Genomic DNA, 25486 nt, shown 5'->3' with positions numbered 1-25486 from the left:
CGGCCAACCCGGCGAACGTAAGTGGACACCGCACTAGCCGGACACGCTGGGCCGGCCGAACAGTGTGGCGTAACCGGACGGCAGCTGGGTCAACACGTCGTTGAGCTCCCCGCCGGACACCGCGTCGGCGATGGTCGTCAGGACCGCGCTGGCGTCCCACTCGGCGGTTCGCTCGGTCGCGCCGGTCCCGTCGCTGATTCGCTGGAGGAATTCGGCCACTCCGACGCGTTGGCCGCCGCCGGTCGTGGTCTCCAGGAAGTCGCCCAGCTGTTCCGGCAGTTGCGAGCCAAGCTGTCGTGCCTCGTCCGCGGTCAGCCGTTCCGCGAGGGCGGTCACCACCACGCTGATCACCTGCTGCGTCTCCGCGGCGTCGTCGTACTCGCCCCGTTCCCGCACCCGCGCCACGAATTCCTGATATTTCATTCCGCCCTCACCACAGCCGCAGCTCATCGAGGCCCCGGCGCCGGATGGGCCGCGACCGCGTGCCGGCAGACGGCGGCCTCAGACAAATGCCGCCCGCGAGGATGATCCTGGCATGTGTCGTCGGCCGGTGCGCCTGCTTCGGCGGCATCCGGTGCGCCCAGAGGCCCGGCATGGCGGCGCGGAAGCCTCCGGGTGCTCCCGTAGCCAGGTGCGTAGCCGGTCGAGGGGACCGTCGGCGGGTGCTGGCGGCAGGGCGCGGAGCAGCTCCGCGTCGGTGGCCAGACGGGCGGCCAGCGCGACCTGGCGCAGCAGCGCGCGGTCCACGGAGACGCCGCCGGTGACCCGGACGTTGACCTCCCCGCGCCGCAGTACGTAGCCCTGCGTCGCGTCACCCCGGACGTAGGTCAGTCCGTCGCCTTCCGGTTGGCAAATGACCTGGAAGCAGATTTCGTCACTGGCCGCCCGGACGGCGTGGAGCGAGATGAGCACGCTCTGCGGCCCGCTGGAATGGTCGGCCGGCTCATAGCTCATGCCGGGCGGAATGCCCATGGGCTGCCCGCGATAGCCCGGTACGTCCGCCACGAATATCCTCTCGGGCGCCGCTGCCGTCGCTCGCTCGGCTGCCGAAGCGGGACGGACCGTCAGGGCGGCCTGGCGCAGGAGTTGCCGGTCGACGGCCAGCGACCCGGCCACCACGACGCTCGCCGCACCGCGACGGACCCGGTATCCGTGCTCCACCACCCCGTGGACGTAGGCCAGGCCGCCGGACTCCAGAGTGCAGTCGGCGGTGGACAGGTGCGAGTCCACGGGGATCTGGCACTTGCCGTCGCGCCACGCCGACGGTCCATAGGCGACGATGGTGACGTATCGCGGCGGCGGGACGGCGTTCGGGTCGGCGGGCAGGAAGTCCCCGGTGCCGAGCCGACCGCCGTAGGCGTCGTCGACCGGGCGGTAGCCGGGGATCTCCACCGCGTAGGCGGTGCTGCGGTCGAGGCCGGCGGATTGCAGGCGCATCGGCAGCTCGTCCGGGCCGAGATGTTTCAACGCGAGCAGTCCGAGCGCGGCGACCCCGACGAGCGCCGCCGCTGCGCCGAGCCGGAGCGGCCGTGGGCGCAGGAGCATCCCTGCCATCAGGACGAACGGCACACCTCCGAGGACGATGGTCAGGACCTGATGGTTGCTGACCCCAAGTTGCGCCTCGTCGGTCACGGCCCAGCCCAACCGCCACAGTGCGGCACCGCCCCCGAAGACCAGTAGCGCCCAGCCGGCCCGGCGCGGCGCGGTCCCGCCGAGGACCGATACCGAGCCGGTGGGGGTGATGACCAGCCATAGACACGTGACGACGGCGGCGACGCCGCCCAGCGCGCCGGCCAGCACCGCGCCCCAACCGATGAAGAGCAGCGGTGCCAACCCCTGCACCACAGCCGGCAGCAGCAGGCCGCCCAGCGCCCACACCGCCCCGAGCTGCAGCGCGACGAGTCCTCGGGCGCCGTCGGCATTTGTCATGTCCGTGATCGTGGTACGCCGCTGGCCCGGGCACCTGAGCCCGCGTACTCACGGGCGGCCGATCTGCGGCTGGGAAATATATAGACAGCAGTCTTTACTGTTAACAAGGTTTAACTTATGTTCATCCCATCTCCCACGTGTCCCCCCGGAAGGAGAAGCCGTCATGCGTCGAAGAATCAGCCTCCCGCTCCTCACGACGGGCGTCGTCGCGTCCACCCTGGCCGTCGCCGCGCCCGCCCAGGCCCACGGGTACGTCTCCTCGCCCCCCAGCCGCCAGGCGCTGTGCGCCCAGAACCGCGTCCCGGACTGCGGTCAGATCAAGTACGAGCCGCAGAGCGTCGAAGGCCCGAAGGGGCTGCGGAGCTGCCACGCCGGGATCGCCCAGTTCGCCGTGCTGAACGACGACAGCCGCAACTGGCCGGCCACCTCGGTCGGCAGCACGGTCACGTTCACCTGGGTCAACACCGCCCGCCACGCCACCAGCAACTGGGAGTACTGGATCGGCAACACCCGGGTCGGCGTCTTCGACGGCGGCGGCCGCCAGCCCGACGCCACCGTGTCGCACACCGTCAACCTCGGCGGGTTCTCCGGCCGCCAGAAGCTCCTCGCGATCTGGAACATCGCCGACACCGCCAACGCCTTCTACTCCTGCGTCGACCTGCAGATCGGCGGCGGTGGTGGGCCGACGCCCAGCCCGACCCCGACCACGCCGTCGCCCACGCCCAGCCCGACGGTGAGCCCGACCAACTCGCCCGCCCCGGGCGGCACGTGGACCGCCGGCCGGGCCTACCAGGTCGGTGACCAGGTGACCTACAACGGCCTGACGTACCGCTGCCGTCAGGCGCACACCGCGCTCCCGGGATGGGAGCCGCCGAACACCCCGGCGCTGTGGCTCCAGATCTGACCGCCCGGGTGCGGCCACGCCGGGCGTGTGCCGCACCCGGCCCCCGGCCCCCGGCCGACGGAACGGAGGAACGGCATGCGTCGTCTGCTGCCCGCCGCCCTGCTGATGATCCTGCTGTCCGCCGGGTGCGCACCAGATCCGCCGCGACCCGCCCCCGCGCCGAGCGCGGCCGCCGACACCCCGACCAGCGGCATCGACGTGCTGTTCCTGACCATGATGGTGGCGCACACCGAGCAGACCCTGGAGATCGTCCGGCTCGGGCTCGACCGCGCGGCGGACACCCGGATCCGTACGCTCATCGCCGCCATCGACGTCACCGAGACCGACGAACTGGCCAGCATGCGCGGCTGGTTGCGCGACGCCGGCCCTTCGGCGATGGCCGTCGCCGCCCGGCACGATCACTCCGGACACAGCGACGCCGTCGCCGGCCTCGCCCGGCTGCGCGCCGCCGCGCCCGGCGACGTGGACCGGGTGCTCCTGGACGTGCTCAGCGCGCACCAGCGCACGGCGGCCGGCCTGGCCCGGGCGCAGGTGCGTGCCGGCAGCAGCGAGCGGGTCCGGGAGCTGGCCCGGCGCATCGAACGGTCGCGCACCGCCGAGGTTGAGCTGATGGCGAAGCTCCCGGCCGCGCCGCCCGGGCGATGACGGTACGGACGGGCGGACCGACCCTCCGGAAGAGCTGGCGGCTGGCCGCCCCTGCTCGCCTCCACGCGTTCCCGCCGCTGTTCCGCGCCGGCGTCTGCCGGTGGCGGGGTGATGCCTTGGCGCGACTCCGCCAGTGACAGCTATTTATTCGGCCGCGACGCCGAGGGTAGAACGTTTCGCATGTCATCACCATTACCGCCCTCTATGCCTGGCCGGGTCCGGCGGCTGATCGCCGCCGTGACGGCAGCCGGCCTGATCACTGGCGGAATCGCCGGGGTCCAGGCGCCGGCGACCGCGGCGAACCCGGTCACCGCCCTCAAGGCCCCGATCAAGTCGACGCACACCGTTACCCTGATCACCGGCGATGTGGTCACGGTGACCACCTCCGTCGGCGGCGCGGAGACGGTCGATGTCGACCGGCCCGACAACGCCACCGGCGGCGTCCACCTGCAGGAGAGCGGCGAAGACCTGTTCGTCCTGCCCGACGAGGTACTGCCCCTGCTGGCCGCCGACAAGCTGGACCGGCGGCTGTTCAACGTCACCGATCTCATCGAGATGGGCTACGACGACGCGACGACCGCGAGCGTGCCCCTGATCAGCACGTACGCGCCGGCCAGGGCGCGTACCGCCAAGCCGGTCCCGCCCCAGGGCGCGAAGCTGGTCCGCGACCTGCGGCGGGTCGGTGCCGCCGCGCTGGCGGTGGACAAGCGGCACACCCGCTCCTTCTGGACCACCCTTGCCCCGGCCGCCCCCGGGTCCAGCCGGGCGCTCGCCAACGGCGTTGAGAAGCTCTGGCTGGACGGCCGGGTCACCGCCAGCCTCAAGGAGAGCGTGCCGCAGATCGGCGCGCCGCAGGCGTGGGCTGCCGGGTACGACGGCCGCGGGGTGAAGGTCGCCGTACTGGACACCGGGGTGGACGCCAGCCATCCCGACCTCGTCAACCAGATCGACGACAAGGTCAGCTTCGTACCGGACGAGGACACAGCGGACGTCAACGGTCACGGCACCCACGTCGCCTCGACGATCGTGGGCACCGGTGCGGCGTCCGGCGGCACGTACAAGGGTGTCGCGCCCGGCGCGGACCTCATCGTGGGCAAGGTGCTCAACAACGCCGGTTCCGGCCTGGACTCCTGGGTGCTCGCCGGCATGCAGTGGGCGGCCGAATCCGGGGCGGACGTGGTCAGCATGAGCCTGAGCGACCCGACGCTCTCCGACGGGACCGACCCGATGGCGGTGGCGGTCGACACGCTGTCCGCGCAGTACGGCACGCTGTTCGTCATCGCTTCCGGCAACGCCGGGCCGCAGAGCATCGGCACGCCCAGCTCGGCCGCCAGCGCCCTGACGGTCGGTGCCGTCGACAAGCAGGACCGGTTGGCGTACTTCTCCAGCACCGGTCCGCTGGTGCGCAGCGGTGCCCTCAAGCCGGACATCACCGCCCCCGGCGTCGACATCACCGCCGCCCGCTCGCAGCAGATGACCACGGGCTCCGGCCTGTACCGGAGCATCAGCGGCACGTCGATGGCCACCCCGCACGTCTCGGGCGCCGCGGCGATCCTGGCCCAGCGTCACCCCGACTGGTCCGGCGCGCAGCTCAAGGACGCGCTGATGAGCAGCGCGAAGGGGCTGGCCGCCGGGTACTCGGCGTACGAGGTGGGCACCGGCCGGCTTGACGTCGCCGCCGCCGTGCGGGCGACTGTCCGGGCCAGCGGCTCGGTCTTCTTCGGCAACTTCGACTGGCCGCACGAGTCCACCGACGCCCCGGTGACCAAGCAGGTGACGTTCACCAACTCGGGCAGCAGCGCCGTGACGCTGAACCTGGCGATCGCCGGTTCGGGCCCGTTCGCACTGGGCGCCTCCTCGGTGACGGTGCCCGCGGGTGGGAGCGTGAGCGTACCGGTCACCGGTGACCCGACCAAGCCCGGCACCGGCCAGTTCACCGGCTACCTCGTCGGCACCGACGCCGCCACGGGCACCGCGGTCACCCGTACCTCGCTCGGTCTGCTCAAGGAGGACGAGCGCTACGACCTGAAGGTCAAGCTGATCGGCCGGGACGGCAAGCCCGCCGCCTCGAACGTCGTGATCAAGAAGGCCGGCGAGTTCTACCCGTGGGTGCTCACTGTCGACGGTGAGATGACGCTGCGGATGCCGCCGGGCACCTACACGGTCGAGTCGACGCTGGACGTTCCGGGTGAGCGGGCCGACTCGCTCGGGCTCGCCCTGCTGGTGGACCCGGAGACCGCGCTCGACGGCTCCGGAGCCGAGGTGGTGCTGGACGCGAGCAAGGCGCGCCTGCTGGACACCGTCGCGCCGCAGCGGAGCCAGGACCGGCAGCGCAAGCTCGACTACACCGTCACGTACGCCAACGGCGACAGCTTCCGGGACGGGTTCGTGGTGCCGATCAAGTACGACGATCTCTACGTCACGCCGACCGACAAGGTCAGCCAGGGGTCGTTCACGATGGCCACCCGGTGGCGCAAGGGCGAGCCGCAGCTCAGCGTGGATGTCCCCGGCCTGCCGGCCGTGGACGTGACGGTCCAGCCGGGCAGCACCCTCACCGCCGGCCGGGGCACGCTGCCCGCGGTCTACGCGGGCACCGGTGCGGCCGCCGACTACGCCCGGCTCGACGTGAAGGGCAAGGCTGTAGTGGTGACCCGCAGCGACGCGGTCAGCGCCAGGGACCGTACCGCCGCCGCCGTGGCCGCCGGGGCGAAGCTGCTGCTGGTCGTCAACGACGGCGTCGGCGTGCTCAACGAGTCGGTCGGCACGTCGCCGATCCCGGTCGCCACCGTGCACCGCGACGCCGGGGCGCAACTGATCAGTCTGGCCAAGGCCGGCACGTTGCCGCTGATCACCAACCAGGTGCCGTACGCGAGCTACGTCTACGACCTCACCCGCAACTACTCCGGGCAGGTGCCGGACCGGGCGCTCACCTACCACCCGAACAGGAATGACCTGGCCCGGATCGACGCGCGCTACTACAGCGTCACCGGGGGAATGGACGGCGGCGGCTACCGGTACGACATGACCTTCAAACCGTCCCTCGGCTTCCAGGAGCGGGAGTGGCACCCCGCCACCCGCACCGAGTGGGTCACCCCGGAGCAGGCCTGGCACGAGTCGCACGTGCAGGGCAGCTGGACGGACACGGCCAACCGCAACACGTACGCCAAGGGCAGCACCACCCGCCACGACTGGTTCGCCCCGGCCATCCGGCCGGCGTTCAACCGGGCGTTCGCGGTCCAGAACAGCCGCTACCGCGACTACATGACCATCAACGTCCAGGCCTGGAGCCCGTCCGGGGAGGGGCTGGAGCACGGCGGCAACCTGGAGTGGGGCTCGGTGCCGACCAACCTGAAGCTCTACCAGGGCGACCGGATGCTGTACGAGAACAAGTTCTCGTCGAGCATGCAGTGGCAGTCGGTGCCGGCCGGCACGCTGCCGTACCGCCTCGTGCTGAACGCATCCCGCCCGGCCGAGCAGTGGCGGCTGTCGACCCGCACGCACACCGAGTGGGACTTCGTCTCCAGCTCCAACGAGGCGGACAACTTCGAACCGTTCGCGTTGCTGCAGATGGAGTACCGCCTCGACACCGACCTGCACGGCGACGTGAAGGCGGGCACCACCGAGGGGATCCGCCTCAAGCCGATCCCGCAGGCGGGCGGCGGGCCCAGCACCGGCAACGTCACGTCGGTGACCCTGGAGGTGTCGTACGACGACGGCGCCAATTGGCAGCAGGTGACCCTGAGCAAGGACACCGGCGACTGGTGGAACGGCGCGCTCAAGCTGGCGAATCAGCCGGGCGGCTTCCTGTCGGTGCGAGCCACCGCGACCACCGACGCCGGCTTCGGCATCAAGCAGGAGATCATTCGGGCGTACGGCCTCCGGTGAGACCGTTCGAGGGGCCCTGGGGCGGCGACGTCCCGGGGCCCGTCCCGTCTTTCCCATCCCCGCCTGGGTCTGGGCAAGATCCAACACTGTGGCGCATACTCTCCCCGCAGCGACAGGTGCAGGGGAGGCGGCCGCCGATGCTGGGCGCGTTGGGTCTGAGCCCCGAACACGAAGCGGTGTACGGCGTGCTCGCCGGCCGTGCCCAGGCCAACTCGGCGGAGCTGAGCGAAGCCCTGCACCTGCCCGCGTCCGCGGTCGAGGCGGCGCTGGCGCAGCTGGCGGCGTGCGGTCTGGTGAAGTCCACGCCCGACGGCGAGTACGCCGCGGCACCGCCCGCGCTCGCGCTCGGTGCGATGATCAGCGAACGACGGGCAGCCCTGCGCATCGCCGAACTGGCGCTGGTCAACCTCGCCGAGGAGCACCGCAAGGCGATGGCGGGCCGCACCATCAGCGAGTTGATCGAGGTGGTCACGGGCGTCGAGGCGGTCCGACATCGGTTCGCGCAGGTGCAGCACGCCGCCCGTACCCAGGTTCGCAGCTTCGTCACCACACCGTTCGTCGCTGTACCGCCGGGTGAGAATTCGGCCGAGTCGCAGCTGGTGGCTCAGGGTGTGCGTTACCGGGTCGTGGTTGACCGGGCGGTGCTCGCCGAGCCGGGCGTCGTCGCCGAGACCATCGACTCGCTGCGCAGGGGCGTCGAGGTGCGGGTGGCCGAGTCGTTACCGATCAAGCTCATGCTGGCCGACGCCGAACTGGGCCTGGTGCCCTTGACCATCACGCCGGGCGACGAGCCCGGGGCGGTGGTGCTGCACCGTGCCGGCCTGCTCACGGCGATGGATGCGCTGTTCGAGATCGTGTGGCGCGGCGCCCATCCGCTCGACGTTTCCGCATTCGGCGAGCTCACCACCGAGGACGCCCAGGGCGCGGACTCAGCGGCGCCAACCGGGTTGGACCGCAGGATCCTGGCTCTGCTGCTGGCCGGACTCACGGATCAGGCGGTCGCCAGCCAGCTCGACCTGTCCCTGCGAACCCTGCAACGCCGCCTCCGTTACCTGATGGATCTCGCCGGCGTTCAGAGCCGGATGCAACTCGGCTGGTACGCCGCCCGCCACAACTGGGCGTGACCGGTCCGAGCGTCCGGTCGGCATCCACTGCGGAGCTCTCCCACGTAGGCCTCGTTTCGGCAACGGATCCCACAGTCTCCGCCGCATGTGGACCTCCACTTTGGTGTCACCGGCTGAACCGCGACAGGCGTAGGAGGTAGTGGCCGAATGTTTCGCCACTCGTCGGATGATCGGCTGGTAAAGGGCACCGTAGCGTCGATGCAATTCACCTCGCACGGGTCTGGTTACTGAACGTGAAGGCCGGGCGAGCGCCGCGGATGGGCGTGGCGGGCCGCCCGGTGGCGGTGGTGGATCGGCGCTCCGTGCTGTCTTTTCCAACCCCCGAAAGGAGCAGCGGTGCCTCTGCATTGGCGTCCGTCCCGTGGTCGTCGCAACGCCGCGTTGTTGCTGTCCACGACCCTGGTCGCGGCTACGACGTCGTTGACCGCGGGACCGGCTTGGGCTGAGCCTGATGGGCCTGGTCCGAAGAATCCGATTTTCCTGACCGGCCCGAACGAAGGCGCGGCGAAGGACATCGCCATGTCCTATCTGCGGGCTCATCCCGACGACTTCAAGGTCGCCGCCGGTGACCTGTCCGACCTCGTGGTGGCGTCGAGCTCCACCAGCCGCCACAACGGGGTCACCCACGTCAACCTGGCTCAGCGGTACAAGGACCTCGACGTGTTCGGGGCCGTGACGACGGTGAGCATCGCCCGGGACGGCAGTGTCATCTTCGTCGGTGGCGCTGGCACTCTGGTGTCCGGCCTGTCGGAAAAGGCCTCCGGCGCCGTCTCCCTGGACGCGGTCGAGGCCGTGCAGGCCGCGGCCGACGGCCTCGATCTCGCGGATCCGGCCAACCCGAAGGTGATGAGCAGCAGCGGCGGCGCGGCGCAGCGGACGGTGGTGTCCGGCAGCGGCATCTCCGACCAGCCGATCCCGGCCAAGCTCGGTTGGCAGCCGACCGACGAGGGGTTGCGCCTGGCCTGGCAGCTGGTCATCGACGACTCCTCCGACACCCACCTGTGGAACGCCAGCGTCGACGCGCACACCGGCGAGCTGCTCAACGCCGACGACTGGACCGACCACGACAGCCCGAAGGACCTGGCCGCGACGCTGGGTCGTCGCGAGGCCCCCGCCACGACGGTCGCCAATACCAGCACCCCCGCCGCCAAGATCCGCCCCCCGAGCCCGGTCGATGACGGGTCCAGCTACCGCGTCTTCGAGTTCCCGAAGGGTGACCCGAACGACGGCCCGCAGACCGTGGTGACCAACCCGGCTGACGGGGACGCCTCGCCGTACGGCTGGCACGACACCAACGGCGCCCCGGGCGCCGAGTACACCATCACCCGGGGCAACAACGCGCACGCCTACACCGACCGGGACGCCAACAACCAGATCGACCCCGGTAGCTCCGCCGAGGGCGGCGCCGGCCTCACCTTCAACTTCCCGGCCGACCTGAACGAGCACCCGCAGACCTACACCCAGGCCGCCGTGGTGAACCAGTTCTACTGGTGCAACATGGTCCACGACCTGACCTACCGGTACGGCTTCGACGAGGCGTCCGGCAACTTCCAGGTCAACAACTACGGCCGGGGCGGCACCGGCGGCGACGACGTGCAGTGCGAGGCGCACGACGGGTCCGGCCAGAACAACGCCAACTTCTCCACGCCGGCGCTGGACGGCGGTCGCCCCCGGATGCAGATGTTCCTCTGGCCGGGCAACCAGTTCGGCCTGCCCAACGCCGTGACGATCGACGCGGGGTCCGGCGCCGGTACCTACGAGGCGGAGTACGCGCGGTTCACGCCCGCGCCCACCAGCGCCGGCTTCGCCGGCGAGGTGGTGCTGGTCAACGACGGTGTCGGGGCGACCGGCGACGGCTGCAGCGCCTACACGCTGCCCCAGGGTGCGATCGCCGTGGTCGACCGGACCAGCGGCTGCAACTTCTACACCCAGGTGGCCAACGCCGAGAAGGCCGGTGCCGCCGCCGTGGTGGTGGTCAACAACGTGGCGGGCGCCCCGGCGGCGATGAGCGGATCCATGAGCCCGGCGGTCGGCATTCCCGCGGTCATGGTGAGCCAGGCCGACGGAAACCGCATCAAGGGCGGCCTGCCGGCCGCGGGTCGGGTGCACCGCAACCTGGACCGGCCGGCGATGCGGGACGCCTCGTTCCGCTCGGAGACGATCTTCCACGAGTACGGCCACGGCGTTTCCAACCGGCTGACCGGTGGCCCGACCGTCAACTGCCTCACCGGCGACGAGCAGATGGGCGAGGGCTGGAGCGACTTCCTCGCGATCACCGCGCTGCTCAACCCCGCGATCGACGACCCGGAGAACGCCCGCGGCTACGGGCAGTACGCGCTGTTCCAAGACAGCCGGGTGGGTGGCGGCATCCGCCCGCGGCCGTACTCGCGGAACATGGAGATCCAGCCGTTCACCTACGACAGCATCAAGACCGGTGGCTGGCTGGACGGCACCTCGCTGGCGGCTCCGCACGGCATCGGCCACGGCTGGGCTTCGATCCTGTGGGACATGACCTGGAATCTGGTCGACCGGCACGGGTTCAACCCGAACGCCTACGAGGCGTGGAACACCGGCGGTAACAACCTCGCGCTGCAGCTGGTCATCGACGGGCTGAAGCTCCAGGGTTGCGGCCCGGGCTTCGTGACCGGCCGCAACGCGATCATCGCCGCCGACGCCGCCCTCACCGGCGGGGAGAACGCCTGCATCCTCTGGGGCTCCTTCGCCCGCCGTGGCCTGGGCTACAGCGCGGTGCAGGGCACCACCGGTCGCAACGACAACAGCGAGGCGTTCGACACCCACCCGTCCTGCCGGGGCGACTTCGTCGGCCGCTCGGCGCAGCCGGCGCTGAACACCGTCGTCGCCGGCGACGCCGTACCGATGAAGTTCAAGCTCGCCGCCGACCGGGGCCTGAACATCCTCGCCAGCGGCTCGCCGTACTCGCGGCTGGTCGACTGCGACACCCTCAAGACCGTCGGCCCCGACGGCGCCACCACCCCGCGGCCGACCCCGGTCGCGGCCCGCAACCCCGGCGGATCGAGCATGTCGGTCAACGCCAACGGCCAGTACAACTACCCGTGGAAGACCGACCCGTCCTGGGTCGGCACCTGCCGCGAGTTCGTCCTGACCCTCGACAACGGATTCCAGCACCGCGCCTACTTCAAGTTCACCAGCTGAGCCCTCGCCGCTGGTGGGAGCGCCCCAACGAGGAACGCTCCCACCGACGGCGTGGCAAGCGATGAGGGCCAGCTCCATGCGGAGCTGGCCCTCATCGTCGCCGGGTCCAGCCCGGGTTGTCCGGACGGTCAGCCGACCGACTTGTTGTAGCTGTCGATGGCGCCCTGCACGCTGGCGGCGGCGTCCTTCATGGCCTGCTGCGCCGGCTTGCTACCGACGATCGCCGCCTCCAGGCCGTCCTCGGACGCCTTGCGCGCCTGCGGCATCACACCGAGCAGGCATCCGGCCGACGCGACCGACGGGGGCAGCGCGTGCAGTTGGTCGACGGCGGTGCGGAACTGGGGGAATTTCGCCATCCAGTCCTTGTCGATCTGCTCCTCCAAGGCCTTGGCGTTGATCGGCACGTAGCCGGTGCCGGTGTGCCACTTGGCCTGCGCGGCCGGGCTGGATGCGAACTTCACGAACTCCCAGGCGGCCCGCTTCTCCTGCGCACTGTGGCCGACACCGCCGATCCACAGCGAGGCCCCGCCGATGATCGGGCCACCCGCCGACGAGCTGTCCACCTTCGGGTACGGGGCGGTGAGCACGGTGAACTTGCCCTTCGCCGCGTCGACGTAACCGCGCAGCACGCTGGTCGACTCCAGATGCATGGCGACCGTACCCGCCTTGAACGCGGCCTGCGCGTCGTCGGTCTTGCGTCCGGTGTTGGTCGCGTAGCCGCCCTTCACCAGGTCCGTCCACCACTGCGCGACGCCTACCCCGGTCTCCTGGTCGAACTGGACCTTCGAGGCCAGGCCCGTACGCCCGTTGCCGTGGTCGCAGTACTCCTTGCCGTCGGTGGCGAGCAACTGCTCCAGCAGCCAGCCGTAGATCGCGGCGCCGAAGCCGTACTGGACGGTCTTGCCGCTGGCGTCCTTGACGGTCAGCTTTTTCGCCAGTTCCCCGATCTCGGTGAGGTTGCGCGGCGGCTTCGTCGGGTCGAGGCGGGCCCGCTCGAACGCCTCCTTGTTCAGGTACAGCAGTGGCGTGGAGGAGTTGAACGGCATCGACCACAGCTTGCCGTCGATGGAGTAGTAGCTGGCGATGTTCGGCTCGATGTCGGCGGCGTTGAACGCGTCCTTCTCGACGAACTTGTGGACCGGCACGACCTGCTTCGAGTCGACCATGAAGCGGGTGCCGATGTCGTAGATCTGCACCAGCGCCGGGGTGCTCTTCTGCTGGACCGACGCCTTGTACTTGGCGATCGTCTCGTCGTAGCTGCCCTGGAAGACCGCCTTGACCTCGACCTTGCCCCCGCTCTGGGCGTTGAAGTCGGCGACCAGTTGGTCGACCGCCTGGGCGTTCGGTCCCTTCATCGAGTGCCAGAACTCGATGGTGGTCTTGCCCGTGGCCTTCTCGAGCACCTCCGCGCCAGGTGCGTCGAGCGCGTCGCCGCCGGCATCGGATCCCGAGCCGCCGCACCCGCCCATTGCCGCGACGGCCACCAGGGCGACGAGTGCCGTCATGGTTCGGCGGAGCCGAAGTCTTGTCATGCGTTCTCCTTCTGTCGGTTCAACGCAGGGCGCCGGCGGTGAGCCCGCGGACGATGTAGCGCTGACCCAGGATCACGACGGCCAGCGTGGGCAGCAGCGAGAGCGCCACGCCGGCGAGGACCAGACCCGGTTGGGCGGCCTCCGCGTCGTTGAGCTGCGAGATGCCGATCTGGAGCGTCTGGAACTCGGTGTCCCGGATCAGGATCAGCGGCCAGAAGTACTGGTTCCAGGCCGAGAGGAAGACGTACACGCCGACCGCCGCGATGGACGGCTTGGACAGCGGCACGAGGACCCGCCACAACAGCCGCCAGTGGCCGCAGCCGTCGATCACCGCGGCGTCCCGCAACTCGGACGGGAACTGCAGGAAGGCCTGGCGCAGCAGGAAGGTGCCGAACGCCGAGGCGAGGAAGGGCAGCACCAGGCCGAGGTAGGTCAGGCTGCCGCGGGCCAGCCCCCAACCGGACACGGTCAGGTAGTTGGGGATGATGATCGACTCCCACGGCACCATCAGGGTGGCGAGGAACAGACCGAAGGTGGCGGCCCTGGCCGGCAGGCGGAGGAACGCGAACGCGTACGCGGCGACGATACTGGTGACGACCTGGGCCAGGGTGATGGCCCCGGCCTGGATCGCGGAGTTCAGATAGAACCGACCCAGCGGCACCGACCGGAACACGTCGGTGACGTTCTGCCAGTGCAGTTCGGTCGGCACCAGCGCGGGCGGGTAGGTCGCCAGGTCGCCCGGGCCCATCACGGCGCCGACGAAGCCGTAGTAGACGGGGAACAGGACCGGGATCGCCGCCACGCCGAGCACGACATAGACGGCGACCTGGCTGAGGGAGGGTTTCCTCATCGGTAGTGGACCCGCCGTTCGAGGATGCCGAACTGCACGGCCGTGCAGGCGAGCATGATGACCAGGAGTACGACGGCCTGCGCGCTGGCCGCGCCGAAGTCCGCCGAGCCGAAGGCGAACGCCTTCTCGTAGATCGAGTAGACCAGCGTGGTGGTGGCCTGGTCAGGTCCGCCCTTGGTCAGGATGTGGATCTGCCCGAAGCTCTGCAGGGCGTGGATCGTGGAGACCACGACGAGGAAGAACAGTTGCGGGGAGAGCAGCGGCACGGTGATCCGCGACGCCAGCCGCCAGCCGGTCGCGCCGTCCAGCCGGGCGGCCTCGACGACCTCGGGCGGGATGGCCGCCACACCAGCGGAGAGAACGAGGATGTTGTAGCCGAAGTTCATCCACACCGTCGCCGCGCAGACGGCGGGCAGCGCGATCGAGGGATCGGTCAGCCAGTTGACCCGGTCGATCCCGAACGCGCCGAGCAGGCCGTTGGCCACCCCGATGGCCGGGTTGTAGATGACCGCGAAGACAACCGAGGCGGTCGCCACCGAGAACGCGAACGGCAACGCGAACGCGGTGCGCAGCACCCGTACGCCCCGGATGCGTGCCTCCAGCAGCAGCACCACGGCCAGCGCGCCGGCCACGGCCGGCAGCACCGAGAAGAGCGTGAACAACGCGGTCGTGGCCAGAACCCGACCGAACTCCGCGGACAGCATCTCCCGGTAGTGGTCCGCCCCGACGTACGCCGACGGGGCGCCGAAGATGTCATTGCCGTGTACCGACAGGTACAGGGTTCGCCCGAGCGGCCAGAACACGAACAGGGCGAAGACCACCACCGACGGCAGCAGCAGCAACCACCCGAGACCGGCTTCGCGGAGGCGAAGGCGTTGTGCCCGCGGGCCGCCGGAGCGAGCGGTCTCCCCGGTCGGGGCACGGTCGGCAGGTGGTGCGTTGACGGTGCGAGGGGGAGACACGGCAGCACAGTATCAACGACATCGATAAGAAGAAATCCTTACACCCCGGATTCGGGCCCGGAAATTATCTCCAGCGCCGGGCGCCCGACCGCCCGAAATGACGATGGCGGGCACGGTCAGCCACCCACCGGCCGGCCTGGCCAGGCCGGCCGGTGGTGCCGAGACTCGTGCTATCGACTGTGGCCACCAGGGCGGCGGAGTCCTACGGCTTGCGAGCGACTCCCGCCCAGTAGTAGGCGGCGTGCGGATCGCTCGGCGCGCCGTTGTCGGGCTGCCAGGCCATCACCGGTGCGATTCCCGGTTCGATCAGTTCCCACCCGTCGAAGAAGCGCGCGACCTCGTCCCGGCTCCGGGGCACCAGAGTCATCCCGCCGTGATTGGCGGAGGCGACGGCGGTCGCCATCGCTTCCGGGTCGAAGTCCCCGGTGGGGTGGGTGATGGCCACATAACTGCCCGACGGCAGGGCGTCCATCAGCACCCGGACCTTGCCCCACGGGTCGTCGGCGTCCTTGAGCAGCATCAGGATCGCGATCAAGGTCAGGGCGACCGGCTGGTCCAGGTCGAGCGTGCCGGTCAGCGCCGGGTCCTGCAGGATCTTCTCCGGCTCCCGCAGGTCGGCATGGATGTATTCACTATGCCCCTCTTCGGTGCTGACCATCAGGGCACGCGCGTGCACCAGCACGATCGGATCGTTGTCGACGTAGACCACCCGGGTCTCCGGGGCGATCTGCTGGGCGACCTCGTGCAGGTTCGGCCGGGTCGGGATGCCGGTGCCGATGTCGAGGAACTGCCGTACCCCCGCCTGCCCGACGAGGTAGCGCGCCACCCGGTGCACGAAGCTCCGGTTCTCGGCGGCCATCGCCCGGATCGTGGGGATCGCGGCGACCAGGGCCTCCGCCACCGCCCGGTCAGCGGCGAAGTTGTCCTTGCCGCCGAGCCAGTAGTCGTAGATCCTCGCCGAGTGCGGCACCGTGGCGTCGATGCCGGCGGACGCCGGCTGCTGCTGGTCCGTCACTGCCTCGTCACCCTGCCGCACGAGCAACCTCCCACTGAGGACGATTCGCGAATCCGGCACAGCCTAGCGCGGCACCGCCCCGGCGGCGTGCTCCAGCAGCGCCCTACTCGTACGGCTCCGCCGGTGGCGTGATCTGCTGCCAGACGTCCAGTTGGAAGTACGGGATGTCGGAGTCGTTGACCGGGTCCTTGGCGGTGTGGGGGATCCACCGGCCAGTGGCCCGCACCCAGGTGTCGGCCGGCAGGTGGGGCACGTCGCCGCGCAGCCCGATCTTGATAGGGATGCCGTCGGCGGCGCAGCAGGACAGCACGATGCGGGCGAGCATGGGTTGGCCGTCGGGGCCGGGGGCCAGGAAACCGGTGAGCTGGATCTGCCGGTCGCGCAGCGTCCGGCCCTGGTCGTAGACCGCCCGGTAGCCGTAGTCGAGGAGGCTGAGCCGGGCCGGGTCACCGGGCGGCAGGGGCGGGTAGGCGACGTCCTGGTTGTCGGTGAGGGCGGAGCCGGCGCGGGCGGCGGTGTCGGCGCCGAGGGCGGGTGGCACGACGAACAGCAGCGCGAGCGCCGGCAGCAGCAGCAACCAGCCGACCGCCGGCCCAGAGTGCCCATGCCCGTCATCGTCCGTTCCGGCGGGCCGGTACATGTCGCGGATCTCGTGCACCAGCGCCATCACGGCGGCGACGACCAGCAGCACGCCGGCGGCGATGAGGAAGGGCCGCAGGCCCTGCTTGACGTAGCGGAGATACAGGTCCGTGAGGCTGGCGCGCAGGATCGCGCCACCGAGGAACACCATCACCACGGCCTGAGCGCCCCGGTTCACCAGATCACCATCCCGACTGTGGCCGCGACGAGCACGGCGAGGGCGAAGGTGGCCGGGGCGAACCGGGCGGCGAACCGTCGCCCGAACATTCCGGCCTGCATGGACACGAGTTTCAGGTCGACCATCGGACCGACCACGAGGAACGCCAGCCGGGCGGTCAGGGAGAACTGCGACAGCGACGCGGCGACGAACGCGTCCGCCTCGGAGCAGATCGACAGCAGCACGGCCAGGGCCGCCAGCGCCAGCACCGACAGCACCGGCCGGGCGGCCAGGTCGTGCAGGAACTGTTGGGGCACCGCCACGTTGATGGTGGCCGCGGCCATCGCGCCGACGACGAGGAACCCGCCGGCATGGATGATGTCGTGTCGGCAGGCCGCCCAGAACGCTGCCATCCGCGGCAGGCCGTCGAGGTGCGCCCGGTGCGGCAGGCGGATCCACTCCGTGCGGCCCAGCCGCAGCCACAGCCAACCCATCAGCAGCGCCACGACCAGACTCGCCCCGCCACGGGCGGCGACCATCTCCGGGTTACGCGGAAACGCCACGGCGGTCGCGGTCAGCACGATCGGGTTGATCGCTGGCGCGGCCAGCAGGAACGCCAACGCCGCAGCCGGGGTGACCCCGCGGCGGATCAACGATCCCGCGATCGGCACCGAGCCGCACTCACAGCCGGGCAGCACCACCCCGGCCATCCCGGCGACCGGCACCGCCAGTGCCGGATGCCGGGGCAGGGCCCGGGCCCAGAACGAGCGCGGCACGAACACCGCGATCACGGCCGACAGCACCACCCCGAACACGAGGAACGGCACCGCCTGCACCAGCACCGACACGAACACCGTCAACCAGGTCTGCAACCGCGGATCGGCGAACAACCCGCCGACCTGCCGGTGCAGCACGCCGACGAGGATGAGGAGCACGCACAGCACCTCGACCGAACCGATCGTCCGGTCTCGCCGGGGTGGAACGGGTGTGGCGGCTGGCGCCGGCGACAGTGGCGCGGGCGATGCGGACGGCGGCGCGACGAGGTCGGCGGGGTCGATTGCGCTCAGTGCGGCCACCTTCTTCGTGTGGACGGCAGAAGCGTAGAGTCCCCACAGTGTGACGCAGCGTCCGGGGCGGCGGAGACCGATCCCGCCATGATGCCCTTTCGACGACGACGCGCGGGCGAACGGTCACCGGGCGGCCCGGCCCGTGGTCAGGGTCGCTGGTCGAGGTGCCAACACATGCGCAACGCATAATGGATCCGGCGGTAGCTCGGCCGGCGCGCAACAAGAGCCCGGCGGGTTGCGCGGCCGACGAGGACGAGCGGAGACGGCGGTACGGTGACTCAGGCGATCCCGAACGTGACCCGGAACACGCGCCAGCGCGCCGAGGTGCTGCAGTTGCTGCGTGAGGTCGAGGGCTTCCACACCGCGCAGCAGCTGCACCAGATGCTCGTCGCCCGCAAGGCCCGGGTGGGACTGACCACGGTCTACCGGACGCTGCAGCTGCTGGTCGACGCCGGTGAGATCGACTCGACCCGGCTGCCGGGCGGGGAGCAGCTGTTCCGCCGGTGCAGCCAGAGCCGGCACCATCATCACCTGGTCTGCCGGGAGTGCGGCCGCACGGTCGAGGTGGCCGGTCCGGCGGTGGAGCGCTGGGCCGACCAGGTCGCGAGCCAGCACGGCTTCACCGATGTCGGCCACACGCTGGAGATCTTCGGCGCCTGCGCGCAGTGCGCCAAGTGAGCACAGGGACCAGCCGGTTCAGGTGGTCGCCGAAGCCGGCACGCTGACGGCCTGCGGGCCCATCCGGAAATCCGGATCGATCTGGGCGGTGAGGTCCGCCCCGGTCCGGTCGTTGGCCCAGGCCTCGGCGTTGCGTCGATGGTCGGGTGCCCACCGGGTGAAGGACATCCCGTCAAGGTCGGAACGAGATCAGGTCATCGGTGCCGACGGTGTGGCCCGCTGGACCACCAGCAGTGACAGACCGCCGGACCCGCCGCTGTGGTGGGAACTGCGGTGTACCAACGCGGCAGGCCACCGCGCCGCGTGCTGACCGCACGCAGCGCGAGGCGCTGCCCGGCGGCGGGCGGCGCGTCGTGATCAGCGTCGCCGGCCGGGTCGACGTGACGGGCCGGCGCCCGGCGACCGGCGTTGCCCGAGGCTGCCACCAGCGCTGGCTGCGCGGTAGGTCGCCGGCCGCCGGGCGAACGACCGACTGCCCGGCCGGCCGTGAGCACCGGTTGAACCCGCTCGACCGGGTCGCCTGCCGACGAAGCTGATCCACGTCGCTGCCGCAGGCGGAGGAACGCCGCAGCCGCGACAAGGACGGGCACCGTTCCTGCCAGCGCGCCGACGAGCGCGGGCAGGCCGGGTTGGACACCGCCAGGCAGGACCAGCAGGACGAGGGCGATCGAACCGGCCGTGACCACCCGACGGATCGCGGTGCCGCCCGCGGCGGCCGCGAGTGGCACGATCGCCCAGAGCAGGTACCACGGATGCACCACCGGGCCAGCAATGACGACCACCGCGAGCGACAGGCCGAGGGCGGTGACCGGTCCGATCCGCGCGCTGCGCCGCCACAGGGCCATGCACAACCCCGCGGCAACGACGAGACCCACCAGCCAGACAGCGTGCCTCGTCTGCTCCACCCCGACGCCGATCAGGTGGTGCAGCACCGTGCCCACCGCCCAGCCCAGGTCGGTGGTGATCGACATCCAGGTACGCGCGTGGGTGGGCGTACCCAGGGCCTGCACCCAGCCGAAGCTCATCCCGGCCAGCGCCGTGACCAACACCGCGGTTCCGCCGGCGACCGCGCCGACCCACAGCGCGACCCGCAGTCGTGGCCAGCGGCCACACAGCTGCCGCGCCCAGATGGGCACCACGAAGGCGATCGCCAGCGCCGCGGGCGCCTTGACGAGCGTGGCAAGCGTGAGCAGCACGACCCCGACCACCGGTCGCCGCCGTAGTGCCATGACCAGGCCGACGCACATCAGGCCCAGCATCACCGCCTCGTTGTGGGCATCGCCGATCAGATGAAGCAGCACGAGCGGGTTGAGCACGCCCAGCCACATCGCCGCCGCCGGGCGCACCCCGCAGAAGCGGGCCAGTCGGGGCACCGACCACACCATCAGGCCCACCCCCAACAGGGCCAGCAGACGCATCCCGAGGATGCCCGCCCAGACGCCACCCCCGGTCACCTCGGTCACCCCGCCGGCGAGGTTGAGGAAGATCGGACCGTACGGCGCCGGCGTGTGCTGCCAGATGTCGGGCACGTTCACCGTGAGGGGACCACCCAGGGCGGCTGGTCCGACCTGATACGCGTCCAACCCGGCCCTGGTCATCGCACCCTGGGCGAGATAGCTGTGGACGTCGCCGCTGAAGATCGGGATGGTGAGGGCGAAGGGCGCTCCCCACCACGCCGCGGTCGTCGCCAGGCTGCGGCAGGAGGTGTCGCCGGAACGAACCTGCCGGCCCACCCGCCACCACGCGAGCAACAGCATCGTGAGGCCGACGTAGACCACGGCGACCGACAGCGCCGTCGACGCGCGTACCTGATGGACGATCGGCAGGTCGATCGCCACCTCGCCGACGGGCCGTACGCCCGCCAGCAACCCGCCCACCACGGTCACCAGCGAACCCGCCGTCCCGAGCAAGCGGTGCGCGGCCAGGCGGTACCTCGGGGGCCGTGCGGACACCTGGTCATCGCACTCTGTCGTGGCGCTAAGCAACATCATCAGCAATCAGCAACCATTCGCCCGGGCAGTGATCGCCGTCGAAGGCGATCCGCGACTGCCGTCCGCCGCACCTGGCAGCCCTCGCCGCGGTCACTCGCCGCCGAGCGGAAATGGCTGCACCTCCGACTGAATCTAGCGTTTCCCGCCGCCTTGCCGTCCGGATAACGAAGGGTGTGGCTGCTGATGAGGAAGTAGGCGGCGATGACTGACGGGCGAGGCGGGCGGGACACGCGGCAATGGCGAAGCTGACGTGCGGCTTCGTCCTGTTCCGGCACGCCAGGCCGGGACTGACCGGAAGATCAGCCTGTGCCGTTCCGTGGGCGGGATGATGACCGTCCCGGGCGGATTGGGGGCAAGTAACCCGGCAGTTTCAAGTCATCCGCAATTTCGCGACGTCCATGTTTTCCGCGACGCGAAGTCTGTTCTTTGCGGCCGTCAGTCGACATTCTTTGCGAATTTCCGTTGATCCGGTGATAGGGCCTCCGACGCGCAACGCCACTCTGTCCACTGCGAGTGTTGCCGACGTCCGCGGCTGGAGTTGCGGGCCGGACAGGGGCCCTCGGGCGTCCCGCAAAGAAATGATCTGCTGTTCGAACTGGTGAAAGCATTTGGTGTGGCCCGGATCGGTGCGGGACCGATGGGCTGACGAGAGGGCGACCCGGTGATGGGCCGATGAGCTTGCCGGCAGGAGCGAATCAACGAGCAGGACGCCGGGGTACGCGCGGACTGCGCGTACCCCCGACGTGCTCTCAGAGCGGACGGACCGCGACCACGGTGTACGGCGTGGTGGGGGTCGGCGGCGTGGTGAAGCGCGCGTTGGGCAGGTAGAGGCGGCCGAGGGCGCTTGCCACCGTCGTGGGGACGTCGAAGTTCGGGTCGGTGATGGTCCCGGTCACCGTGCCGGCGGTCCCGGAGGGGTTCAGCTCGACCGCGGCGATCTGGTTGAGCCGGTTCTGGACGACGTAGAGCGTGCGACCGACGAGCAGCAGCCCGTCGCCGTTGGCGAAGGTGTGGCCGGGCACGTCGACCGTGGTGGTGACGCCGGTCGCCGGGTCGACGCGGAAGAGGATGCCGGTGTTGGACTGGACGACGATCAGTGCCTTCCCGTCGGGCGTCCGCGCGATGCCGTTGAGGTTGATCCCGGTGCCGACCTGCTGGTAGGCGCCGGTGAGAGGGATCGCCGTGAAACCGTCGGTCGGCGGCAGTGCGCCGTCGCGGCCGAGTGGCAGGCGGTAGAGGACCGGCTTGTTGGAGTCGGTGAAGTAGGCCGCATCCCTGGTGAGGACGACGTCGTTGACGAACGTCGGGGCGGCGGCGAACTGGTAACGCGCCAGGGCGGCCCCGGTGCGGGTGTCGATCACCCGGGCGTCGCCGGCCGTGCCGCCGGAGACGAAGAGCCGGCCGCGCCGGTCGACCTTGAGCCCGACTGAGGGGGTGCCGGTGGCGGGGCTGATCTGCTCGCCTTCGCCGGCGATCAGGTCGGCGCGGTAGATGGCACCGGTGGCGCGGGATCCGAAGTAGGCGTACGTGCCGGCCGTGGCGATGCCTTCGGGCTGGAATCCGTCCGGCAACGAGATGACGTCGGGTTTGGCCTGCCTGTCGTGCGCCTGTGACGGAGCCTGCGGAGTGGTGGCGAGGAGGGTGGCGGCCAAGGCGACACCGAGGGCGCTCCTGATACGTCTGTGCACTGTGCTCCTTCCGGCTGGCAGGCCCTTTGCCGGTGGGCGAAAGTCGCCGGAACCGTGTGCCTGCCAAGATCAGTGGGGCCAGGACTTCCCCCACTGTACTTTCCGCACCGCACGTTTCTAGGGCTGGCGACGGGCGAAGAGGAGGGCCCCGGGCACGCTCTGGTCCGGATCGATCAGCAGCTGGGCCTCGACCGTGAATCCCGCGTCGCGCAGCCAGGCGGCCACCTGATCGGGCTGGCGGCGGTGAACGTGGACGTTCATCGGGTGGCCACCGTAGCCCTGCGTCTTCAGCCGCGAGCCGTCGCCGACGTGGAAGCCGAGCAGCAGTGGTCCGCCGGGACGCAACGCCCGCCGGAAGTGGCCGAGGGCCACGGGGACCGCGTCGTCGGGAACGTGGATCAGCGACCAGCAGGCGAGCAGACCGGCGACGGAGGTGTCGGCGAGGCGTAGGTCCGTCATCGAGCCGACCTCGAACCGCAGGCCGGGGTGGTCACGCCGAGCCACGTCGACCATTCCGGGTGAGAGGTCGATGCCGAAGGCGTCGATGCCCAACGTGTGCAGGTGGGCGGTGATGTGTCCGGGTCCGCAGCCCACGTCAACGACCGGTCCGCCACCGGCGGTGTGGATCAGGTCGGCGAACACGGCCAAGCTCCCGCGTAGGTGGGGCGAGCGGGCGAAAGCGTCGCGTACGTGGTCGGCATAGCTGACCGCGACGGTGTCGTAGGAGGTCCGGGTGTCCGCCAACCAACCTTGATCGTTCATCCCGGACAGGGTAATGGCCCGGAACGTCACTTAGTGGTTGACCTAAGTGAGGGCCGCCGCCATACTTAGGTTCATGCCTAAGCATGGGGGTGGCGCGGCCGTGGCGCCGCTGGACGAGGTCTTTCACGCCTTGTCGGACCCCACCCGCCGCCGGGTCATCGAGCGGCTCGGCCAGGGGCCCGCGACAACCAGCGACCTGGCTCGGCCGTTCGACATGGCGCTGCCGTCGTTCACTCAGCACCTCAGCGTTCTCGAACGCTCCGGCCTGGTGCGGTCGGAGAAGAAGGGGCGGGTGCGGACCTACTGGCTCGCTCCCCAGCCGCTCGACCGGGTCGACGCCTGGCTCGCCGCGCAGCGCGCGCTGTGGAGCCGACGTCTCGATCAACTTGATTCGCTTCTCTACGACCTGAAGGAGCAGCAGTCATGACCGCTCACCTCACCAACCCGGAGCTCGACCTCGTGCTGGAGCGCACCGTCGACGTCGCGCCCCAGCTGGTCTGGAAAGCCTGGACGACCCCCGAACTGATCGTGCGGTGGTTCGCCCCGAGGCCCTGGACGACAACGTCCTGCGAGCTCGACCTGCGCCCCGGAGGCAGGTTCAACACCGTCATGCGCTCGCCGGAGGGCGACGAGTATCCGAACACCGGCTGCGTCCTGGTGGTCGAGGAGGGGTCGAGGCTGATCTTCACCTCCGGTCTCGGCCCCGGGTTCCGCCCACAGCTCGTCGACGGCTTCGCGTTCACCGCCGTGATCAGCATCGAGCCCGACGGTGACGGCACGAAGTACACGGCCACCGCGATGCACGCCGACGCCTCGTCGAGGAAGTCGCACGCGGACATGGGCTTCCACGAGGGCTGGGGCGCCGCCCTGGACCAGCTGGTCGAGGTCGCGAAGTCGCGTTGAGACCCGACGCGGCGGTGACTGGGCCGCGCCGGCACGACATGGCACCGGTACGCAGGGCGGCGGCCCGGCGCGGGACCTTCCGCGCCGGGCCGCGCTCTGTCATGCAGCGGTGCAGGTGGCGGTGCCGGAGGGTCCGGTGCCGACACCCTGGAAGCCGAACTCGGTGCTGGCTCCGGCACCGAGCTGGCCGTTGTAGCTGAGGTTGCGGAAGGTCACGGCACCGGATGTGCCGCTGGGCTGGGCGTTCCAGGTGTTGGTGATCGTCGCGCCGCCCGGCAGGGTCAGCCCGACGGTCCACCCGTTGAGCGGGGTCGCACCGGCCGTGACGCGGACGTAGGTGACGAAGCCGCCCTGCCACTGGCTGAGGGTCAGGGTCGCGGTGCAGCCGCTGCCCGAGGGCGGCGGGCTGGTCGGCGGGGTCGTGGTCGGGGGAGTCGTGGTCGGTGGCGGGGTGGAACCGCCGTTCAGGGCGTTGAGGACCGCGGTGTACGCGGGCTTCTTGTTGCCGCTGCCGTCGAAGAGCAGCGGGGTGCCGCTGGCCCGCCACGAGTCGGTGTCCCGGATGCCCCAGACGGTGATGCCGGTGCAGCGGGACACGGCCAGGCAGGCCCGGACGACCCGGCCGTAGTTGTCGGCCTGGATGGTGCCGGAGCCCTCGATGTCCAGTTCGGTGATCTGCACGTCGACGCCGAGGTTGGCGAACCGCTGCAGGTTGGCCTGGTAGTCACCGGGCACCGGGGAGGCGCTGTTGAAATGGGACTGGAAGCCGACGCAGTCGATCGGCACGCCGCGGGCCTTGAAGTCCTGCACCATCGCGTAGACGGCGTTGGACTTCGCGTTCTGCCCGTCCGTGTTGTAGTCGTTGTAGCAGAGCTTGGCGCCGGGGTCGGCGGCTCGGGCGGTGCGGAAGGCGACCTCGATCCAGTCGTTGCCCGTGCGCTGCAGGTTCGAGTCCCGGCGGCCGCCGCTGCCGCCGTCAGCGAAGGCCTCGTTGACCACGTCCCAGGCGTAGATCTTGCCACGGTAGTGGGTGGCGACCTGGGTGATGTGGTTGACCATCGCCTGGCGCAGTGCGCTGCCGCTCATGTTCTGCGCCCAGCCGGGCTGCTGCGAGTGCCACGCCAGGGCGTGGCCGCGTACCCGCATGCCGTTGGTCTGGGCGTGGCTGACGATGCGGTCGGCGTTGGGGTAGGTGAACTGGCCCTGGGACGGTTCGGTGGCGTCCCACTTCATCTCGTTCTCGGGGGTGACCATGTTGAACTCGCGGTTCAGGATGCCGACGTACGTGGCGTCCGACAGCTTGTTCGCCGCCACCGCGGCGCCGAAGTAGCGGCCCTGCTCGGCCGCCGAGGTCCCCAGGGTCGTGCCGGCGCTGGCCGTGGAGGTCACCGCCACCGTGGCGGCAAACACCGCGACACCAGCCGCCGCCAACGCCAGGGCGGTATGCGGGCGTGACCGGGCCGTCGAGCTCCCGCTGCCGCGGGCGAGCACCTTGTCCATCAGAAAGCCTTTCCAAAGCCGTGCGGATGAGGAGGACTCTTCGACCACTGCCCGCCACGGTGGTCGGCTCGCTGCGCGGTC

General features: G+C 70.5%; 21 protein-coding genes. 8 read left to right on the top strand and 13 right to left on the bottom strand.

Going from position 1 to position 25486, the window contains the following annotated elements:
* Nucleotides 1-33 precede the first annotated feature (33 nt).
* A complete protein-coding gene (locus ACGF4F_RS13490) occupies nt 34-423 on the bottom strand; it encodes a DUF2267 domain-containing protein (protein ID WP_357442548.1) in 390 nt (129 codons plus the stop codon).
* Between the two features lie 78 nt (nt 424-501).
* On the bottom strand, nt 502-1929 hold the full coding sequence (locus ACGF4F_RS13485) for a hypothetical protein (protein ID WP_357442550.1): 1428 nt from the start codon (nt 1927-1929) through the stop codon (nt 502-504).
* Nucleotides 1930-2092: 163 nt separating this feature from the next.
* On the opposite strand from ACGF4F_RS13485, the gene ACGF4F_RS13480 reads away from it, so the two are divergent.
* From ACGF4F_RS13480 to ACGF4F_RS13460, 5 genes are all read left to right on the top strand, one after another.
* Nucleotides 2093-2833 (top strand): lytic polysaccharide monooxygenase, encoded by a 741-nt coding sequence (locus ACGF4F_RS13480; RefSeq protein WP_357442552.1) that lies wholly within the window; start codon nt 2093-2095, stop codon nt 2831-2833.
* A gap of 75 nt (nt 2834-2908) precedes the next feature.
* Complete coding sequence (locus ACGF4F_RS13475; protein ID WP_357442555.1) at nt 2909-3478, top strand: DUF305 domain-containing protein; 570 nt, start codon at nt 2909-2911, stop codon at nt 3476-3478.
* A gap of 180 nt (nt 3479-3658) precedes the next feature.
* Nucleotides 3659-7363 (top strand): S8 family serine peptidase, encoded by a 3705-nt coding sequence (locus ACGF4F_RS13470; protein ID WP_393077409.1) that lies wholly within the window; start codon nt 3659-3661, stop codon nt 7361-7363.
* 137 nt (nt 7364-7500) lie between these two features.
* Complete coding sequence (locus ACGF4F_RS13465; protein WP_393077406.1) at nt 7501-8487, top strand: TrmB family transcriptional regulator; 987 nt, start codon at nt 7501-7503, stop codon at nt 8485-8487.
* Nucleotides 8488-9006: 519 nt separating this feature from the next.
* Nucleotides 9007-11661 carry a M36 family metallopeptidase gene (locus tag ACGF4F_RS13460; RefSeq protein ID WP_393077403.1) on the top strand — a complete coding sequence of 885 codons (2655 nt, stop codon included), beginning with the start codon at nt 9007-9009 and terminating at the stop codon, nt 11659-11661.
* Between the two features lie 128 nt (nt 11662-11789).
* Here ACGF4F_RS13460 and ACGF4F_RS13455 read toward each other — a convergent pair whose 3' ends face one another.
* From ACGF4F_RS13455 to ACGF4F_RS13430, 6 genes are all read right to left on the bottom strand, one after another.
* A complete protein-coding gene (locus ACGF4F_RS13455) occupies nt 11790-13193 on the bottom strand; it encodes an ABC transporter substrate-binding protein (RefSeq protein WP_393077400.1) in 1404 nt (467 codons plus the stop codon).
* A 19-nt stretch (nt 13194-13212) separates the two neighbouring features.
* Nucleotides 13213-14043 (bottom strand): carbohydrate ABC transporter permease, encoded by an 831-nt coding sequence (locus ACGF4F_RS13450; RefSeq protein ID WP_393077397.1) that lies wholly within the window; start codon nt 14041-14043, stop codon nt 13213-13215.
* Nucleotides 14040-15005, bottom strand: a complete 966-nt coding sequence (locus tag ACGF4F_RS13445) for a carbohydrate ABC transporter permease (RefSeq protein WP_393077394.1) — start codon at nt 15003-15005, stop codon at nt 14040-14042. The genes ACGF4F_RS13450 and ACGF4F_RS13445 overlap by 4 nt, the downstream gene beginning before the upstream one ends.
* Nucleotides 15006-15207: 202 nt before the next feature.
* Complete coding sequence (locus ACGF4F_RS13440) at nt 15208-16020, bottom strand: SAM-dependent methyltransferase (protein ID WP_357447893.1); 813 nt, start codon at nt 16018-16020, stop codon at nt 15208-15210.
* 103 nt (nt 16021-16123) lie between these two features.
* Nucleotides 16124-16837, bottom strand: a complete 714-nt coding sequence (locus tag ACGF4F_RS13435; RefSeq protein ID WP_393077391.1) for a TIGR03943 family putative permease subunit — start codon at nt 16835-16837, stop codon at nt 16124-16126.
* On the bottom strand, nt 16834-17826 hold the full coding sequence (locus ACGF4F_RS13430; RefSeq protein WP_393077664.1) for a permease: 993 nt from the start codon (nt 17824-17826) through the stop codon (nt 16834-16836). Before ACGF4F_RS13430 ends, ACGF4F_RS13435 begins: the two co-directional genes overlap by 4 nt.
* Nucleotides 17827-18156: 330 nt before the next feature.
* On the opposite strand from ACGF4F_RS13430, the gene ACGF4F_RS13425 reads away from it, so the two are divergent.
* Nucleotides 18157-18561: a transcriptional repressor gene (locus tag ACGF4F_RS13425; RefSeq protein ID WP_357443684.1), complete on the top strand. Its 405-nt coding sequence runs from the start codon at nt 18157-18159 to the stop codon at nt 18559-18561.
* Nucleotides 18562-18579: 18 nt separating this feature from the next.
* On the opposite strand, the gene ACGF4F_RS13420 is transcribed toward ACGF4F_RS13425, so the two are convergent.
* From ACGF4F_RS13420 to ACGF4F_RS13405, 4 genes are all read right to left on the bottom strand, one after another.
* Nucleotides 18580-18729 (bottom strand): hypothetical protein, encoded by a 150-nt coding sequence (locus tag ACGF4F_RS13420; protein ID WP_357443682.1) that lies wholly within the window; start codon nt 18727-18729, stop codon nt 18580-18582.
* Between the two features lie 26 nt (nt 18730-18755).
* Nucleotides 18756-20513: a polyprenol phosphomannose-dependent alpha 1,6 mannosyltransferase MptB gene (gene mptB, locus ACGF4F_RS13415; RefSeq protein WP_357443680.1), complete on the bottom strand. Its 1758-nt coding sequence runs from the start codon at nt 20511-20513 to the stop codon at nt 18756-18758.
* 788 nt (nt 20514-21301) lie between these two features.
* Nucleotides 21302-22240 carry an SMP-30/gluconolactonase/LRE family protein gene (locus ACGF4F_RS13410; RefSeq protein WP_393077386.1) on the bottom strand — a complete coding sequence of 313 codons (939 nt, stop codon included), beginning with the start codon at nt 22238-22240 and terminating at the stop codon, nt 21302-21304.
* A gap of 117 nt (nt 22241-22357) precedes the next feature.
* Nucleotides 22358-23002 carry a class I SAM-dependent methyltransferase gene (locus tag ACGF4F_RS13405; protein WP_357443676.1) on the bottom strand — a complete coding sequence of 215 codons (645 nt, stop codon included), beginning with the start codon at nt 23000-23002 and terminating at the stop codon, nt 22358-22360.
* A 100-nt stretch (nt 23003-23102) separates the two neighbouring features.
* On the opposite strand from ACGF4F_RS13405, the gene ACGF4F_RS13400 reads away from it, so the two are divergent.
* Together ACGF4F_RS13400 and ACGF4F_RS13395 are read left to right on the top strand one after the other, a co-directional pair.
* On the top strand, nt 23103-23429 hold the full coding sequence (locus ACGF4F_RS13400; RefSeq protein WP_393077382.1) for an ArsR/SmtB family transcription factor: 327 nt from the start codon (nt 23103-23105) through the stop codon (nt 23427-23429).
* Nucleotides 23426-23905, top strand: a complete 480-nt coding sequence (locus tag ACGF4F_RS13395; protein WP_357443672.1) for an SRPBCC family protein — start codon at nt 23426-23428, stop codon at nt 23903-23905. Before ACGF4F_RS13400 ends, ACGF4F_RS13395 begins: the two co-directional genes overlap by 4 nt.
* Nucleotides 23906-24004: 99 nt before the next feature.
* Here ACGF4F_RS13395 and ACGF4F_RS13390 read toward each other — a convergent pair whose 3' ends face one another.
* On the bottom strand, nt 24005-25405 hold the full coding sequence (locus tag ACGF4F_RS13390; protein WP_357443670.1) for an endo-1,4-beta-xylanase: 1401 nt from the start codon (nt 25403-25405) through the stop codon (nt 24005-24007).
* Nucleotides 25406-25486 lie beyond the last annotated feature (81 nt).

This window comes from Micromonospora sp. NPDC047740, from assembly GCF_043204735.1.
In the GTDB taxonomy this organism is placed as follows: domain Bacteria; phylum Actinomycetota; class Actinomycetes; order Mycobacteriales; family Micromonosporaceae; genus Micromonospora.
Note: the sequence above shows the minus strand (reverse complement) of the source record. Positions and strands in the feature narration are given on the sequence as shown.

Excerpts from the sequence above, each read along its gene's own strand:
- ACGF4F_RS13490 (WP_357442548.1), bottom strand. The coding sequence starts at position 423 with ATGAAATATCAGGAATTCGTGGCGCGGGTGCGGGAACGGGGCGAGTAC.
- ACGF4F_RS13485 (WP_357442550.1), bottom strand. The coding sequence starts at position 1,929 with ATGACAAATGCCGACGGCGCCCGAGGACTCGTCGCGCTGCAGCTCGGG.
- ACGF4F_RS13480 (WP_357442552.1), top strand. The coding sequence starts at position 2,093 with ATGCGTCGAAGAATCAGCCTCCCGCTCCTCACGACGGGCGTCGTCGCG.
- ACGF4F_RS13475 (WP_357442555.1), top strand. The coding sequence starts at position 2,909 with ATGCGTCGTCTGCTGCCCGCCGCCCTGCTGATGATCCTGCTGTCCGCC.
- ACGF4F_RS13470 (WP_393077409.1), top strand. The coding sequence starts at position 3,659 with ATGTCATCACCATTACCGCCCTCTATGCCTGGCCGGGTCCGGCGGCTG.
- ACGF4F_RS13465 (WP_393077406.1), top strand. The coding sequence starts at position 7,501 with ATGCTGGGCGCGTTGGGTCTGAGCCCCGAACACGAAGCGGTGTACGGC.
- ACGF4F_RS13460 (WP_393077403.1), top strand. The coding sequence starts at position 9,007 with ATGTCCTATCTGCGGGCTCATCCCGACGACTTCAAGGTCGCCGCCGGT.
- ACGF4F_RS13455 (WP_393077400.1), bottom strand. The coding sequence starts at position 13,193 with ATGACAAGACTTCGGCTCCGCCGAACCATGACGGCACTCGTCGCCCTG.
- ACGF4F_RS13450 (WP_393077397.1), bottom strand. The coding sequence starts at position 14,043 with ATGAGGAAACCCTCCCTCAGCCAGGTCGCCGTCTATGTCGTGCTCGGC.
- ACGF4F_RS13420 (WP_357443682.1), bottom strand. The coding sequence starts at position 18,729 with ATGTCCTTCACCCGGTGGGCACCCGACCATCGACGCAACGCCGAGGCC.
- ACGF4F_RS13405 (WP_357443676.1), bottom strand. The coding sequence starts at position 23,002 with ATGAACGATCAAGGTTGGTTGGCGGACACCCGGACCTCCTACGACACC.
- ACGF4F_RS13395 (WP_357443672.1), top strand. The coding sequence starts at position 23,426 with ATGACCGCTCACCTCACCAACCCGGAGCTCGACCTCGTGCTGGAGCGC.
- ACGF4F_RS13390 (WP_357443670.1), bottom strand. The coding sequence starts at position 25,405 with ATGGACAAGGTGCTCGCCCGCGGCAGCGGGAGCTCGACGGCCCGGTCA.